Origin of the sequence: Arthrobacter sp. 9AX (genome assembly GCF_902506095.1) — a bacterium.
Taxonomy (GTDB): Bacteria; Actinomycetota; Actinomycetes; order Actinomycetales; family Micrococcaceae; genus Arthrobacter.
The window spans coordinates 3875945-3890928 of record NZ_LR733293.1 but is presented as its reverse complement, the minus strand read 5'-3'; the positions used below and the strand labels follow the sequence as shown (position 1 = coordinate 3890928).

The 14984-nt window shown below is 67.6% G+C and carries 16 protein-coding genes and 1 pseudogene; 9 read left to right on the top strand and 8 right to left on the bottom strand.

What is annotated here, in order from left to right:
- Nucleotides 1–10 precede the first annotated feature (10 nt).
- From gcvT to BACI348_RS18040, 7 genes and pseudogenes are all read left to right on the top strand, one after another.
- The gene (gene gcvT, locus BACI348_RS18070; RefSeq protein WP_159828756.1) at nucleotides 11–1132 is read left to right on the top strand and encodes a glycine cleavage system aminomethyltransferase GcvT; all 1122 of its coding nucleotides are present in this window, start codon (nucleotides 11–13) and stop codon (nucleotides 1130–1132) included.
- A gap of 105 nt (nucleotides 1133–1237) precedes the next feature.
- Nucleotides 1238–1621 carry a glycine cleavage system protein GcvH gene (gcvH, locus tag BACI348_RS18065; protein WP_159828754.1) on the top strand — a complete coding sequence of 128 codons (384 nt, stop codon included), beginning with the start codon at nucleotides 1238–1240 and terminating at the stop codon, nucleotides 1619–1621.
- Entirely contained in the window at nucleotides 1618–2940 is a 1323-nt protein-coding gene (glyA, locus tag BACI348_RS18060) for a serine hydroxymethyltransferase (protein ID WP_159828752.1), read from the top strand. The genes gcvH and glyA overlap by 4 nt, the downstream gene beginning before the upstream one ends.
- Nucleotides 2941–3039: 99 nt before the next feature.
- Nucleotides 3040–3453, top strand: a pseudogene (locus BACI348_RS18055) (serine dehydratase beta chain); the annotation flags it as partial.
- 1 nt (nucleotide 3454) lies between these two features.
- Nucleotides 3455–3683, top strand: a 229-nt coding sequence (locus BACI348_RS18050) for an SDR family oxidoreductase (RefSeq protein WP_159830300.1), incomplete at its 5' end; no start/stop codon positions are given.
- Nucleotides 3683–4750, top strand: coding sequence for an L-idonate 5-dehydrogenase (locus BACI348_RS18045; protein ID WP_201298447.1), 1068 nt, complete (start codon nucleotides 3683–3685; stop codon nucleotides 4748–4750). The genes BACI348_RS18050 and BACI348_RS18045, both read left to right, overlap by 1 nt.
- A complete protein-coding gene (locus tag BACI348_RS18040) occupies nucleotides 4747–5271 on the top strand; it encodes a gluconokinase (protein WP_159828750.1) in 525 nt (174 codons plus the stop codon). The genes BACI348_RS18045 and BACI348_RS18040 overlap by 4 nt, the downstream gene beginning before the upstream one ends.
- Nucleotides 5272–5277: 6 nt before the next feature.
- Here BACI348_RS18040 and BACI348_RS18035 read toward each other — a convergent pair whose 3' ends face one another.
- Both BACI348_RS18035 and BACI348_RS18030 read right to left on the bottom strand, forming a co-directional pair.
- Nucleotides 5278–5481 carry a helix-turn-helix transcriptional regulator gene (locus BACI348_RS18035; protein ID WP_159828748.1) on the bottom strand — a complete coding sequence of 68 codons (204 nt, stop codon included), beginning with the start codon at nucleotides 5479–5481 and terminating at the stop codon, nucleotides 5278–5280.
- Nucleotides 5482–5964 carry a hypothetical protein gene (locus BACI348_RS18030; RefSeq protein WP_159828746.1) on the bottom strand — a complete coding sequence of 161 codons (483 nt, stop codon included), beginning with the start codon at nucleotides 5962–5964 and terminating at the stop codon, nucleotides 5482–5484.
- A gap of 329 nt (nucleotides 5965–6293) precedes the next feature.
- Here BACI348_RS18030 and BACI348_RS18025 point away from each other — a divergent pair, with 329 nt between their 5' ends.
- Nucleotides 6294–7088: an oxygenase MpaB family protein gene (locus tag BACI348_RS18025; protein WP_159828744.1), complete on the top strand. Its 795-nt coding sequence runs from the start codon at nucleotides 6294–6296 to the stop codon at nucleotides 7086–7088.
- A 114-nt stretch (nucleotides 7089–7202) separates the two neighbouring features.
- Entirely contained in the window at nucleotides 7203–8015 is an 813-nt protein-coding gene (locus BACI348_RS18020; protein WP_159828741.1) for a phosphatase PAP2 family protein, read from the top strand.
- Between the two features lie 18 nt (nucleotides 8016–8033).
- On the opposite strand, the gene BACI348_RS18015 is transcribed toward BACI348_RS18020, so the two are convergent.
- The 6 genes from BACI348_RS18015 to BACI348_RS17990 all read right to left on the bottom strand — a co-directional run bounded on the left by BACI348_RS18015 (nucleotide 8034) and on the right by BACI348_RS17990 (nucleotide 14654).
- On the bottom strand, nucleotides 8034–9065 hold the full coding sequence (locus BACI348_RS18015) for an aldo/keto reductase (RefSeq protein WP_159828738.1): 1032 nt from the start codon (nucleotides 9063–9065) through the stop codon (nucleotides 8034–8036).
- A complete protein-coding gene (locus tag BACI348_RS18010) occupies nucleotides 9062–10432 on the bottom strand; it encodes an LLM class flavin-dependent oxidoreductase (RefSeq protein ID WP_159828735.1) in 1371 nt (456 codons plus the stop codon). The genes BACI348_RS18015 and BACI348_RS18010 overlap by 4 nt, the downstream gene beginning before the upstream one ends.
- The gene (locus BACI348_RS18005; protein ID WP_159828732.1) at nucleotides 10432–11823 is read right to left on the bottom strand and encodes an LLM class flavin-dependent oxidoreductase; all 1392 of its coding nucleotides are present in this window, start codon (nucleotides 11821–11823) and stop codon (nucleotides 10432–10434) included. Before BACI348_RS18005 ends, BACI348_RS18010 begins: the two co-directional genes overlap by 1 nt.
- A gap of 91 nt (nucleotides 11824–11914) precedes the next feature.
- Nucleotides 11915–12694: an ABC transporter ATP-binding protein gene (locus BACI348_RS18000; RefSeq protein WP_159828729.1), complete on the bottom strand. Its 780-nt coding sequence runs from the start codon at nucleotides 12692–12694 to the stop codon at nucleotides 11915–11917.
- Nucleotides 12670–13533: an ABC transporter permease gene (locus BACI348_RS17995; RefSeq protein ID WP_159828726.1), complete on the bottom strand. Its 864-nt coding sequence runs from the start codon at nucleotides 13531–13533 to the stop codon at nucleotides 12670–12672. Before BACI348_RS17995 ends, BACI348_RS18000 begins: the two co-directional genes overlap by 25 nt.
- Entirely contained in the window at nucleotides 13530–14654 is a 1125-nt protein-coding gene (locus BACI348_RS17990; RefSeq protein ID WP_159828723.1) for an ABC transporter substrate-binding protein, read from the bottom strand. Before BACI348_RS17990 ends, BACI348_RS17995 begins: the two co-directional genes overlap by 4 nt.
- Between the last annotated feature and the right edge of the window lie 330 nt (nucleotides 14655–14984).

Below are 14984 nucleotides of genomic sequence, written 5' to 3'. Positions count from 1 at the left end.
GGATTCCGTGATGACTGAGAACTACACCGCGCTGTACGAGCAGCACAAGATCGCCGGCGCCTCCTTCACCGACTTCGGCGGCTGGCAGATGCCGCTGAAGTACAGCTCCGAACTGGCCGAACACCACGCCGTCCGCAACGCCGCCGGGCTGTTCGACCTCTCCCACATGGGCGAAGTCTGGGTCACCGGCCCCGACGCCGCCGCGTTCCTGGACTACGCCCTGGTGGGCAAGCTGTCCGCCGTGGCGGTGGGCAAAGCCAAGTACTCCCTGATCTGCCAGGAAGACGGCGGCATCATCGACGACCTCATCTCCTACCGCCGCGGCGAGCAGAAATACCTCGTGGTCCCCAACGCCGGCAACGCCGCGGTGGTCGCCGCTGCCTTGGAAGAGCGGGCCGCCAGCTTCGACGTCCGTGTGGAGGACGTGTCCGCAGAGACCTCGCTGATCGCGGTGCAGGGACCGAATGCCGAGGCCATCCTCCTGACGCTGGTCCCCGCTGAGCAGCACGCACTGGTGACTGAGCTGAAGTACTACGCGGCTGTGAACGTAGAGATTAACGGGCAGGAACTGCTGCTCGCCCGCACCGGCTACACCGGCGAGGACGGCTTCGAAATCTACATCCCGAACGAGGACGCCGCCGGCCTGTGGGACGCACTGCTGGAAGTTGGCGCCGGCCACGGGCTCATCCCCGCCGGGCTCGCGTGCCGCGATTCGCTCCGCCTCGAAGCCGGTATGCCGCTCTACGGCAACGAGCTTTCCCGCGAAGGCAACCCGTATGCTGCCGGGCTCGGCCCTGTGGTGTCGCTCAAGAAGGAATCGGACTTCGTGGGCAAGGCTGTGCTGGCCGAACTCAAGGAACTGGGCGCCGGGTCCACCTCCGGCCGCAAGCTCGTAGGCCTCAGGGGCATGGGCCGCCGCGCCGGCCGCAGCCACTACCCGGTCCTGAAGGATGGCAACGTGGTGGGCGAGGTGACCTCCGGCCAGCCAAGCCCCACCCTCGGCTACCCGATCGCCCTGGCCTACGTCGACGTCGAACACTCAGCCCCCGGCACGGCCCTGGACATCGACCTCCGCGGCAAGCCCGAGCCGTTCGAAGTAGTCCAGCTCCCGTTCTACAAGCGCCAGAAGTAACGCTCTCTCACTTGATGTCGGTTCTAACCAGACGCTCTCTCACTTGATGTGGGGTTTGGGCTAACCCTCTCTCATTTTTCACACACGAAGCTAAAGGAAATACACATGGCAAAAGTTGTTGCTGAACTTAAATACTCGGCCGAGCACGAGTGGATTGCTGTTGACGGATCCGGGCCTACCGGCGTCGGGATCTCCGCTGTGGCTGCCGAAGCCCTCGGCGACATCGTCTACGTGGACCTGCCCGAGGTTGGCTCCACGGTGACCGCGGGGGAAACCTGCGGCGAGGTGGAATCCACCAAGTCGGTCTCCGACCTCTACGCCCCGGTCACCGGCGAAGTGGTGGAGATCAACGACGAAGTGGTCTCCGACCCCGCCCTGATCAACAACGACCCCTACGGCGCCGGCTGGCTCTTCAAGGTGGCCGTCACCGAAGAGGGCCCGCTGATGTCCGCCGAAGAGTACGCAGCAGCCAACGGCGGCGAGCTGTGAGCGCCACCGCCGCAACCGCTGCCTACGAGCAGGTAGTCTCCGCGTCGCTGGACGCCGACCTGTCCGCCCTTGACCCGGAGATCGCCGCGAAGATCGACGACGAACTCACCCGCCAGCGCGACGGCCTGGAGATGATCGCCTCCGAGAACCACACCGCCGTCGCCGTGATGCAGGCGCAGGGCTCGGTGCTGACCAACAAGTACGCTGAGGGCTACCCTGGCAAGCGCTACTACGGCGGCTGCGAGCACGTGGACGTCATCGAACAGCTCGCTATCGACCGGATCAAAGCACTCTTCGGGGCGGAGTTCGCCAACGTGCAGCCGCACTCCGGCGCGCAGGCCAACGCCTCGGTGATGCACGCGCTGATCAAGCCGGGCGACACCATCATGGGCCTGAACCTGGCCCACGGCGGCCACCTCACGCACGGCATGAAGATTAACTTTTCCGGCAAGCTCTACACCGTGGTGCCGTACGGCGTCCGCGAGGACACCCACACGGTGGACATGGCCGAGGTGGAGCGCCTCGCGCAGGAGCACAAGCCCGCGCTGATCGTGGCCGGCTGGTCCGCCTACGCCCGGCAGCTGGACTTCGCCGAGTTCCGCCGGATCGCCGACTCCGTGGGCGCCTACCTCATGGTGGACATGGCCCACTTCGCCGGACTGGTGGCCGCAGGGCTGCACCCGTCGCCGGTGCCGCACGCGCACGTCACCACGTCCACCACGCACAAGACCCTCGCCGGTCCGCGCGGCGGCATCATCCTGACCAACGATGCCGACATCGCCAAGAAGATCAACTCGGCGGTGTTCCCGGGCCAGCAGGGCGGCCCGCTGGAGCACGTGATCGCGGGCAAAGCCGTGGCGTTCAAGATCGCCGCGTCCGCGGAGTTCAAGGAGCGGCAGGAACGTGTTCTGGCCGGCGCCGGGATCCTGGCCGAGCGACTGGTCCAGCCGGACGTCACCTCCAAGGGCATCAGCGTGGTCTCCGGCGGCACCGACGTGCACCTGGTCCTCGTTGACCTGCGCAACTGCGAACTTGACGGGCAGCAGGCCGAGGACCGGCTCGCGGCCATCGACATCACGGTCAACCGCAACGCCGTCCCGTTCGACCCGCGCCCGCCGATGGTCACCTCCGGCCTGCGCATCGGCACGCCCGCCCTGGCCACGCGCGGGTTCGGCGAAGCTGCCTTCGGCGAGGTGGCGGACATCATCGCCGAGGCATTAACGGCCGACGCCGATGCGGACCTTTCGGGCCTGCGTCACCGCGTCGAGGCTCTCGCTTTGGCGCATCCGCTCTACCCCGGCGTCGCACCACTCGCCTAACCACGGAGTTTTTGTCCAGATAAGCCGAGTTCGGGGGCGTTTAAGTCTGCATATCTGGACAAAAACTCCTGACCTTCAAACCAGTTAGGAAACACGCGCATGGCTGTTGGAGTCTTTGACCTTTTCTCGATTGGGATCGGGCCTTCGTCTTCCCATACTGTGGGGCCGATGCGGGCTGCTGCCGTTTTCGCGGAGGAGCTTAAGGGCCTGGGCAAGCTCGCGGACGTGGCGTCGTTGCGGGTGGACCTGTACGGGTCGCTCGCGGCGACGGGGCATGGCCACGGCACCATGACGGCGATCCTGCTGGGGCTGGAGGGCTTCCACCCGGAGGTGATCCTGCCCGAGGAGGTGGAGGAGCGCCTGGCGTCGATCGCCGAGACCGGCAGGCTTCAGCTTGCCGGTGCCGTGCCGTTGCCGTACGGGGTGAAGGACATGGTGCTGCGGCCGCTGACCGTGCTGCCGCGGCACACCAACGGCATGACCTTCACCATCTTTGACGTCGAGGACGAGATCNCGGGCTGCAGATCAACGGGATCGCGCCGGGGTACATCCACACCGAGATGACGCAGAACCTGGTCGATGATGAGCAGTTCAACTCCTGGATCCTGGGCCGCACCCCGGCCAACCGGTGGGGGACCGTGCAGGACCTCGCCGGACCGGCCGTGTGGCTGGCTTCCAGCGGTTCTGACTTCGTGAACGGGCAGACCATTTTTATCGACGGCGGAATGACGGTGGTGGTCTGATGACACTGGATACAGCTCTCCCTATTACGGGCCCGGCGGTGGTGGCCCATGCCGCCAACGACCTCCGGATCGACGAACTGACCCTCGCGGCTCCTGCCTCCGACGAGGCCGTGATCGAGGTGCACTACGGCGGCATCTGCGGTTCCGACCTGCACTACTGGCTGCACGGGGCCGCGGGTGAATCCATCCTGAAGGCCCCGCTGGTGCTGGGACATGAGATTTCCGGGACCGTGGTCCGTGCCGCAGCTGACGGGACCGGCCCCGCTGCCGGCACCCCGGTGGCGGTCCACCCGGCCACTCCCGGTCCGGGCGCCGCGCGGTACCCGGAGGACCGGCCCAACCTGTCTCCTGGCTGCACCTACCTGGGCAGCGCCGCGCGGTTCCCGCACAAGGACGGCGCGTTCAGCCGGTACGTGAACCTCCCCACCCGGATGCTCCGCATCCTGCCGGACAGCATCGACCTGCGCACCGCGGCGCTGATCGAGCCCGCCTCCGTGGCATGGCACGCAGTGGCGCGGGCCGGGGACGTCGCCGGGAAGTCCGCCCTCGTGATCGGCAGCGGCCCCATCGGCGCCCTTGCCGTCGCGGTCCTGAAGCGGGCCGGCGCAAGCCGCATCACCGCCGTCGACATGCACACCAGGCCGCTGGACATCGCCCAAGCGGTGGGGGCGGACCAGGTGATCACCGCCGGCGATGCGGAGGCGATCGCCGCCGTGGAGGCCGACATCGTGATTGAATCCTCCGGCAACCATCACGGCCTGGCGTCCGCCATCCAGGGGGCAACCCGCGGCGGCACCGTGGTGATGGTGGGGCTGCTGCCCACCGGGCCGCAGCCGGTGCTGATTTCGCTGGCGATCACCCGGGAGCTGGAGTTGAAGGGCTCGTTCCGGTTCAACAACGAGATCGACGACGTCATCGCCGCACTCGCCGACGGCTCACTGAACATCGAGCCCGTCATCACGCACGAATATCCGGTGGAAGACGCGCTGGAGGCCTTCGGCGTGGCCCGGAACTCCGCAGAATCCGGAAAGGTCCTGCTGAGCTTCGGCGCCGGCAGCACGTCATGAGCACGCTGCCGCCGCTGGTGGTGATGGGTGTTTCCGGGTGCGGAAAGTCTACGGTCGGTTCCCTGCTGGGAGAGCGGCTGGGCGTTCCGTTCTTCGACGGCGACGACTTCCACCCGGCCGCCAACAAGGCCAAAATGGCCGGCGGCATTCCGCTGGACGACGACGACCGGGCGCCCTGGCTCGCCGAGATCGGAGCCGCCCTGGCCAACCCGGCCGGGGGAGCGGGCTCCTGCATCATCGCCTGCTCCGCGCTCAAGCGCAGCTACCGGGACCTGCTGCGCAGTTTCGCCCCGGACACGGTGTTCATCCACCTCGCCGGGGACGCTGCCACCATCTCGGACCGGCTGAGCACCCGGGAGCATGAGTACATGCCGGGCAGCCTGCTTGCTTCCCAGCTGGCGACGCTGGAGCCGCTTGGTGCCGACGAGGCGCACATCGCGGTGGACATCCACGAGGACCCGGCGTCGCTGGTGGACCGGATCGTCCAGAAACTGGCAAAACTCGACAGCCCGTCAACCTAGTGCTGACTATCCTTCGGGCTCAGCGGGTGTGAAGATGTCCTCGATCGGGCGATCGAAAAGTGCGGCAAGCCGGAAGGCCAGCGGGAGGGACGGGTCGAAGCGGCCCTTTTCGATGGAGATGATGGTTTGCCGGGAGACGCCCAGGGCGTCGGCCAGCTTCTGCTGGCTCCAGCCATGGTCCTTGCGCAGTTCCGGAATGCGGTTGTCCACCTAGCCTCGCCTCTTATTCACGGCATACCGGACCCCCACGGACAAGGCGCCTGCGATGAGCATGCACACAAGGGCAGTCGAGCCGTCCATCTCCAGGGGCGTCAGGAAAAGCACCGCCGTGGCCAGGCCGACGACGATCAGGAGATCGTGGAACGCGCCAGCGGCGGATGCGCCGTACCAGCGCGACTCAACGGATTCCTCCGGGCGGGCCGCCGCTCCCCGCAGGGTGTTGCGGTCAACCAGGACGGCCCAGGCGAGGCCGGTCAGGGGTGCCACCGTAGCCCCTGCCGCGACGGCCGCACCCAGGAGCGGCTGCTGCTGCGAGAAGCCCGCCAGCAGGGCGGCGCCCGACGCCAGCACGGCGAGGATTACTCCCACCGGGATCGCCAGGGCCAGGGCGGGCACGGAACGCGAACCGAATCGTGTCCGCCCCCATGTGCTGCGTGCAGTTTTCGTCGCAGTTTTGCTGCCGTTGCCGTTCATGCCATCCCCCATTTGTCGTTTTGTCTCGATCTCGTGAGTGTAAAGGACGCTTGACTGTAAAGCGAACTTTACTGTCCGGGTGGCCGGCGTCTGGATCGTTTCCAGCGTCTCGCTGCAACAGTTACGGTGGGTGGTGGATTGCTGCCGCTTTTTCAACATAGTTGCGAAAAATCGTTGACGAGGAGATTCTCGGGGCCAGTGGCTGTCGTCCTCGAAGTAACCGACTGCGAAGCCGGACGCTGCGGCTTGGAGCCCAGCCCGGGAGCCCCGCGGGGACGACGGCGGTAGGGACTTGCCGCCGTCGTCCCCTCCTCCGGTACCCTTTTGAAATGGTGGGTGGAATAGCCGATTTGGGCGCAGAAGGCATCCTGCTTGCGGGAGCAGGGCGGGCCATCCTGCTGCAGCTTGCCGATCCGGGGGTGGCGCGCGGCGTCGCGGAGCACAGCACCTTCACCGGCCGGCCGGTCAACAGGCTCCAAGGCACCCTGACCTACGTCTACGCCATCGTGTACGGCACTGATGAACAGGTCAAAGAGGTCCGCCGCAGGGTGAACCGGGCCCATGTCCCCGTGCGGGGGACTGCCGACGGGAAGTCGACTGCCTACAATGCCTACGATCCGGAGCTGCAGCTGTGGGTCACCGCCACGCTCTACGACACTGCCCTGACCATCATCGAGAAAATCTACGGACCGCTCGACGACGAATCCGCCGATGCCATGTACCGCGACTATGCGAAGCTCGGCACAGCCCTGCAGCTTCCCGAGCGCATGTGGCCTGAGAACAGGGCCGCGTTCGGCCGCTACTGGGACGAACGGATCCGCACGTTGCGCGCTGACGAGATCGGCGTGCGGTTCGGGCGGGGCCTGCTGTACCCGAAGCACACCGCCCCCTGGTACCGGGCCATCATGCCCGCCGCCCGGTTCCTCACGGCGGGCCTCCTGCCGGACCAGCTGCGCCAGGACTTCGGCCTGCCCTGGGGCGACCGGCATGAGCGCCGTTTCAACCGCACGTTCAAGGTCCTGGCCGTCGCCTATCCGAAGCTGCCGCAGGGCATTCGGCACTGGTTCAAGAACTATTGCCTGAACCAGCTCCAAACGCCCTCGCGCCGGGCGGTGAATGCATAATTCCGCCCCGCTGGAACAGCGCCTGGAGGATGCGGGAGACAAGGAGGAAACCCCTCCGAGCAAGGTAAGCTTGCTTACTAATTGTTTCGCATACTGCAGGGAGGACTCAGGGACATGGTTGCAGGCAACAAACCGGCCGAGACCGGGGTTACCGGTGAAGTCCAGCAGGACCGCTTCGTCGGGGGCCAGGACCTCACCCGGTGGGACACCAAACCTGGCCGGTTCCTGGCTTCAGTCGTCAAGAGAGTCAGCGGCCTTCTGGGATCCCACGCCGCTCTCGTCCTCACCCTGGCGGTGGGGGCGGTGCTGGCCGTATCGCTGGCGGCCGTTTTCTCCCAGGTCTATGAGTCCGTAGTCGAAGCCGATGGCGTGGCAGGGCTGGACCACCCGGTCCTGGATGGTGCCAAAACCTTGCGTTCCCCCACCCTGGATCTCCTCATCACCGCGTACACGGATGTGGGCGGAACCGTTGGAATGCCGGTGCTGGCCCTTGCGGTTATGGTCCTTCTTGCCTGGCGGCGGCGGTCCTGGACGCCCGTCATCCTGATGCTTGTTGCCGGACTCGGTTCGCTGCTGATGACCATCGCCGGCAAGGAACTCGTGGGCAGGACCCGGCCGGACCTGGCGGACGCGGTGCCGCCCTACGAATACTCCGCCTCGTTCCCCAGCGGACATTCGCTGAACTCCGTGGTGATCGCGGGGATCGTGGCGTACCTGATCATCCTCCGCCTCAAATCCGCACGGGCCCGCGCCTGGACGGCAGTGGCAGCGGCGGTGTTCGCCGCCACCATGGGGCTCAGCCGGGTGTACCTCGGCCACCACTGGCTCACCGACGTGCTGGGCGCCTGGGCCCTCGGTGCGGCGTGGCTGTCACTGGTCATCACCGCCCACCGCCTCTACCTCACCACCCGGGTACACCCCGCCTGATTGGCCGAACGTTAAGGACTAACGGCTGCGGCGCCGCAGCAACGGGTCAGTCAGCGACGGAGGCCGGTAGCCGGCGTCGGCCTGGTTCAGCGTGGTGCCTGGCGGGACGATCTCATCGATCCGGTCCAGCACGTCCTTGGACAGGATCACCTTGTCCGCGCCCAGCGCCCCCTCGAGGTGCTCCAGCGTCCGCGGTCCGATGATCGCAGACGTGACGGCCGGGTGTTCCAGCACAAAGCCGAGCGCCAGGTGGATCAAGGACAGGCCCGCCTGGTTGGCGAGTTCGGTCAGCTCCAGTACCGCCTGGGTCTTGCGGGCATTTTCGGACGACGACGGGTCGTGGCGTTCCGGCTGCCGCGCGGCCCTGCTGGAGGTGATGTGCGCGCCGTCGGGCTTGATCCTGCCGGACAGCCAGCCGCCGGCCAGCGGGCTCCATGGCAGGACGCCGAGCCGGTGCTTCTGCGCCAGCGGCAGCACTTCCCGTTCAATCCCGCGGGCCAGGATGGAATATGGCGGCTGCTCCGTGACCGGCCGCTCACGGTGGCGCTCGCGGGCCACGTACTGCGCCTCCACGATCTGCCCCGGGTCAAACGTGGACGTGCCGATGTAGCGGATCTTGCCCTGCCGCACCAGGTCGGTGAGGGCGCCGAGGGTTTCGTCTATGTCAGTGTCCGGTTCCGGCCGGTGCACCTGGTACAGGTCGATCCAGTCGGTCTGCAGCCGGCGCAGGCTGTCCTCCACCTCGCGGATGATCCAGCGGCGCGAGTTCCCCGCCTGGTTCACATCCTCACCGAGCCGGCCGTGGACCTTGGTGGCCAGCACCACCCCGTCACGCCGGCCTTTGAGCGCTTTGCCCACGATCACCTCGGACTCGCCCTTGGAGTACACGTCGGCGGTGTCCACCAGGTTGATCCCGGAGTCCAAAGCGCGGTGGATGATGCGGATGGAGTCCTCGTGGTCCGGGTTGCCGATGGCTCCGAACATCATGGTGCCCAGCGTCAGCGGGCTGACTTTGAGGCCGGTGGACCCAAGGTTGCGGTATTCGGTCATGCGGATGCTCCCAGGAGATGGTGGTTGTTCCGGGTTGCGGGGCCGTTCTGGCCCGCCTTGCTGTACTGGCTTCCGGGGCGGTCCAGGCCGAAATGTTCGCGGAGGGTCCGGCCGGTGTATTCGGTGCGGAAGAGGCCGCGGGACTGCAGGATGGGCACCACTTCATCGGCGAAGGCCTCAAAGCCACCCGGAAGCCACGGCGGCATGATGTTGAAGCCGTCCGCCGCGCCGTTTTCGAACCAGCGCTGGATCTCGTCCGCCACCTGCGCCGGGGTCCCGGCGAAGACATAGTGCCCGCGGGCGCCGGCAAAGCGGTGCAGCACCTGGCGCACCGTCAGGTTCTCCCGGCGGATGAGGTCCAGGACCAGCTGGCTGCGGCTGCCCGCCTTCCCGGCGGAAGCCAGCAGTTCCGGAGGGAAGGGCTCGTCCAGCTTCACGCCGTCCAGGTCAACGCCCAGCAGTTTCCGCAGGATCCCCAGCCCGTACTCCGGCTGCGTCAGCTCGTCGAACTCCTGCTTGAGTGCCTTCCCTTCCGCCTCGGTGGAACCCAGGTAGGGGCTGATGCCGGGCAGGACCAGCAGCTGCCCCGGGTCCCGGCCGTTCGCCGCAGTCAATGCTTTGATGTCCGCGTAGAACCCCTGCGCGCTCTCCAGGCTCTGATGGGCAGTGAAAACCGCTTCGGCGTGCCGGCCCGCGAAGGCCTTGCCGTCGTCGGAGGACCCGGCCTGCACAAACACCGGCCTGCCCTGCGGGGACCGCGGGGTGTTCAAGGCGCCCTCCACGCGGAAGTACTCGCCCTCATGCTCAATCGGGTGGATCCGGGACGTGTCGGCGAAAACCCCGCTGCCGGCGTCGGCCACCACGGCACCGTCCTCCCAGCTGTCCCACAACTTCCCGGCCACCCGGACGAACTCGTCCGCCCGGGAGTAGCGCTCGGCATGCGGCGGGTGCTCGTCCAGCCCGAAGTTCCGGGCCGCCCGCTCCGCGCCGGTGGTGACGATGTTCCAGCCCGCCCGGCCGTTGCTGATGTGGTCCAGCGAGGCGAACAGCCGGGCCGCGTTGTACGGCTCCAGGTACGTGGTGCTGGCGGTGCCGATCAGGCCAATCCGTTCGGTGGCGACGGCGATCGCCGACAGCCAGGTGAACGGCTCGATCCGGAACCTGGTGGCATACTGCACGTTGTTCTCCAGCGCAGGGCCGTCCGCGTAGAACACAGCATCCAGCTTCGCGGCCTCCGCGCGCTGGGCCAGCTCCTGGTAGAAGCGGATGTCCAGCAGCCGGTCCGTGTGGGATTTCGGGTGCCGCCAGGCGGCCTCGTGGTGGCCGCCGGGATAGATGAACAGGTTGAGCTTCAGCTGCTTGCCCATCAGAACGCCGAACCGATCGAGGCGAGCTGAGGTGCAACATCGCCGGCGAACCGGTTGTCCGGGCGTCCCAGGCCGTAGTGCTCGCGCAGCGTGCGGCCGGTGTACTCGGTGCGGAACAGGCCGCGCTCCTGCAGGATGGGCACCACCTGGTCTACAAACGTCTCCAGGCCCGAGGGCAGCACCGGCGGCATGATGTTGAAGCCGTCTGCCGCACCGCCGTCGAACCATTCCTGGATGGCGTCCGCCACCTGGACAGGTGTGCCGGTGAACGTGCGGTGCCCGCGGCCTCCTCCGAGGCGGCCGATCAACTGGCGGACCGTGAGCTGTTCGCGGCGGGCGAGCTGGACGATCAGGGTGTAGCGGCTCTTGGCGCCCTCGATCTCGTCCTCGCTGGGCAGGTCCTCCGGCAGCTGTCGGTCCAGGGGCAGGTCCTCCGGTGCCACCCGGAGCGTCTTGGCCAGCTGGATCCGTGCGTACTCGGGCTTGATCAACCGGTCCAGTTCCCGCTCCAGCTCCAGCGCCTCCTCCTCGGTGGCGCCGATCACCGGCACGATGCCGGGCAGGATCTTGATGGTTTCCGGATCCCGGCCGGCCGCGGCGGTGCGTGCCTTCAGGTCGCGGTAGAACTCCTGCGCATCAGCAAGGGTCTGGTGGGCGGTGAAGACGGCGTCGGCGTAACGTGCCGCCAGGTCCTTGCCGTCCTCGGACGATCCGGCCTGGACGACCAGCGGGTGCCCCTGCGGCGACCGGGGCACATTCAGCGGGCCGCGGACCTTGAAGTGTTTGCCCTCGTGGTCGATGACGCGGATCTTTTCGGAATCGCCCCAAACTCCCTCGGCCTTGTCAGCAAGCACGGCGTCGTCCTGCCAGCTGTCCCACAGCTTCTGGGCAACCTCGATGAATTCGGCCGCACGCTCGTAGCGGACAGCGTGGGCGGGCTGGTCGTCCACGCCGAAGTTCCGTGCCGCGTCAGGCCCGGCGGTAGTCACCACGTTCCAGCCGGCGCGGCCGCCGCTGACCCAGTCCACTGAGGCGAAGCGGCGGGCAAGGTTGAACGGCTCGTTGTACGTGGTGGACGCAGTGGCGATCAGCCCGATGCGCTCGGTGGCCCCGGCGATGGCGGTCAGCAGGACGGTGGGCTCAAGCTTGCCGGCCGGGCGGCGGCCCACCTCCCCGAAGAGGACGGGGGAGTCGGCGAAGAAGATGGAGTCCAGCTTGCCGCGTTCGGCCGTGCGGGCCAGCTGTTTGTAATGCTCAATGTTGGTGCTGGACTGCGGGTCACTCTCGGGCAGCCGCCACGACGCCTCGTGGTGCCCGGTGCTCATCAGGAAGGCGTTGAGGTGCAGTTTGCGCTGCCCGGATGGGTTTTCGGATGCGTTTTCGGAAGTCATGGGGTGCTCCTGTTCCAGGATGTGCGGGTGGGGGAGTGTGCGGGTTTCGGCGAGTTCAACCGCCGGGGCTGGGCACGGCGGCGGTGGCCGGTCAGCGGCTGGCTGCGGGTTCCACGCCGAGGTCGTTGAGCAGTTCGCGGCGCAGTGCCTCATGGCCGGCGGCGTCCGTAGGGGTTCCGGCAGCGGATCCGCCGATCTCCGGCGCGACGGTGCGGACGGTGGCCACCCGGCCGCTATCCAGGACCACGATCCTGTCGGCGAGGGCGATGGCCTCGTCCACGTCGTGGGTGACCAGCAGGACGGCGGGCCGGTGGGCGGCCACCAGGTCACGCAGCAGGCCGTGCATCTTGATCCGGGTGAGGGCATCGAGGGCCCCGAACGGTTCATCCGCCAGCAGCAGCTGCGGCTCGCGGACCAGCGACCGGGCCAGCGCCACGCGCTGCTGTTCGCCGCCGGACAGTTCGTGCGGCCAGGACTTCTCGCGGCCGGCGAGCCCCACTTCGGCGAGGGCCTTGCGCGCCCGGGTCTCGGCGTCGTGCTCTCTGAGCCCCAAGGTGACGTTGCCCAGCACCGTGTCCCAGGGCAGGAGCCGGGAATCCTGGAAGACCACGGACACCCGCTCGGGGACGCTGATCACGCCGCTGCCGCGGACATCGTGGTCCAGCCCGGCGAGGGCCCGCAGCAGGGTGCTCTTCCCGCAGCCGCTGGGGCCGAGGAGTGCCACGAATTCACCCGGTGCGATGTCCAGGTCCACGCCGTTCAGCACACCTTTCGGGCCGAAGCTGCGGATCAGGTCCCGGACGGAAACTGCGCTGGAAGGGGCGGTGCGGAAAGGGGCGACGGCGGTCAGCCCGCCAGGGTGCGTTGCCATGTGAGGGCCTTTCGTTCGAGGAAGCGGACGGCGCCGTCGGAGATCAGGCCGAGAATGCCGTAGACGGCCAGTCCGAGGACGATGATGTTGGTTTGGCCATAGGTGCGGGCGAGCTCCATCATGTAGCCGATGCCGCTGGTGGCGTTGATCTGTTCCACCACCACCAGGGACACCCAGGCACCGGTGACGGCGAAGCGCAGGCCGAGGAAGAAGCCGGGCAGGGCGCCGGGGAGGACCACCTTGCGGATGAAGGCTGCGCGGCTCAGGCCCACGGTCTGGGCGAGCTCCACGTAGCGCAGGTCGATGCCGCGCAGCCCGGCGTGGGTCTGCAGGTAGATGGGGACGAAAACGCCGAGGGTTATGGTGAGGACCTTCATGGTTTCGTCGATGCCGAACCAGAGAATGAGGAGCGGGATCAGGGCGAGGCCGGGAATGGCGCGCTTGATCTGTACGGGCCCGTCGATCAGCGCTTCTCCCACCCGGCTCAAGCCGGAGAACAGGGCCAGCAGGGCGCCGACGACGATGCCGAAGAAGAGCCCCAGGCCGGCACGCTGGGCGGAGATGGCGAGGTTCTCCTGGAGGCGGCCGTCGGCGAGCAGTTCGCCGGCGGTGGCCACTACCGTCCAGGGTTCGGAGAGAACGCGCGGATCCAGCAGTCCGGTGGCGGAGGAGACGGTCCACAGCGCCAGCAGCACGCCAGGCCCCAACAGCCACGCCAGCCGATGCCGGCGGCCCGGTCCAAGCCGCCGGCCGGTGGGCCGGACGTCGTCGCGTCCTGCAAGGGCCGGGTCCTGGTGGGGTTCGACGGCGGGACGGTCCAGCACGGCGGCGGCGCTCATACCGCACCTGCCTTGGCGGCTTCGGCGAATGCGGTGCCGGCAATGGCCTCATACCGCGTGTCGTACAGGTTTGCCGCGGTCAGCTCCGGCTTCTTCTGTTCCTTGGACAGCAGGTCGATGGTCAGTTGGTGCCGCGCAATGCCCTCAGCCCAGGAAGTGGGAATGTCCCGCTTGCCGGCGGCCTCGATGAGGTACTGGCCGTCCTCGCGTGACAGGCCCTGGTCCTTGACGTAGTAGCCCTCGAGCCATTCCTCCGGGTGGTCCTCGATCCAGCGCTGGGCCTTGCCCCACACCTTGACGTAGGCGGCCAGGGCTGCCGCCTTGGCCGGGTCTGCGAGGACTTTGGCCGGGGAGTAGAGGTGCCCCGGGTCATCCCGCAGGCCATGCCGGAGGGTGGTGCCGCCGTCGGCCTTGTACTTGGCGAGGTAGCGCTTGATCTGCACCCCGCCCAGCGGGGCGGCGTCCACCTGCTTGCTGGACAATGCTGTGGAGTACGTGTCCCCGGTGCTGGGCAGCTCGATGAGCTTGACGTCGTCCTGCGAAAGGCCTGCCTTTTGGAGGATCCGCAGGACCAGCGCGCCCTGGGCCTGGCCGGGGCTGTAGGCGATCTTCTTGCCGCGCAGCTCTTCCAGCTTGGTGACGCCGGCTCCGGGGGCGATGCCCAGCTCATAGATCGGGTGATTCACGGCGTCCTGGCGGTAGGCGCTGGCGATGATGCGCACGTCCAGGCCGGTCCAGGTGGCGTGGATGGGCGGGATGTCCGCCACGGAACCGACGTCAAGGGCGTTGGCGCGGAAGGCTTCGGTGGTCTGGGGTCCGCCGGAGATGTTGGCGAACTCCACGGTGAAGCCCTCAAGCTCCTTCTTCAGGCCGGAGAGTTCCAAGGCGACTTTTACGGTGGGGTCGCCCACCTTGATGGTGGTCCCGGCAGGAACGGACGTGGCCAGCGGTGCCAGGGAGGCCTGGTCAACAGCGGGGTTGCCGGCTGTGGCAGATCCGCCGCACGCGGTGAGGAGGCCCAGTGCCGGCAGGGCCAGGAAGGCGCCCAGGGCGCGGCGCCGGGTGAAGGTTGAAGTGCCGCCGGTAGCGGACGGGGGCGGGGAGGATGCGGCGAAGGTCATGGTTGGCCTTTCGGAGGATTGGCGTGGGAAAAGTGGCAGGCGGAGCGGAAGAAGGCACGGCCGAGCCGGCCCTCGAAGAGAGCCCGGAGCCGGGTTGGGGAAAGAGGTGGTGCGTGCTGCCAGCAGCAGGCAGTCAGTAGCGGGTGAGCCGCCGCTGCCGGGCAGTGCGCATGCCGCGCATTCGGTGCGTGGGACAACAGGCGGAACCGGGAAGGCGGGTGCGTGGGCGTCGAATGATGGTTTCCGGCATCGGGTCCTCCTGTTCGTTCTGCTTCGTTCAGTGGGCTGTTCAGTGCTGTCCGGCTAAGACCGTTGACATACCTAAGCACG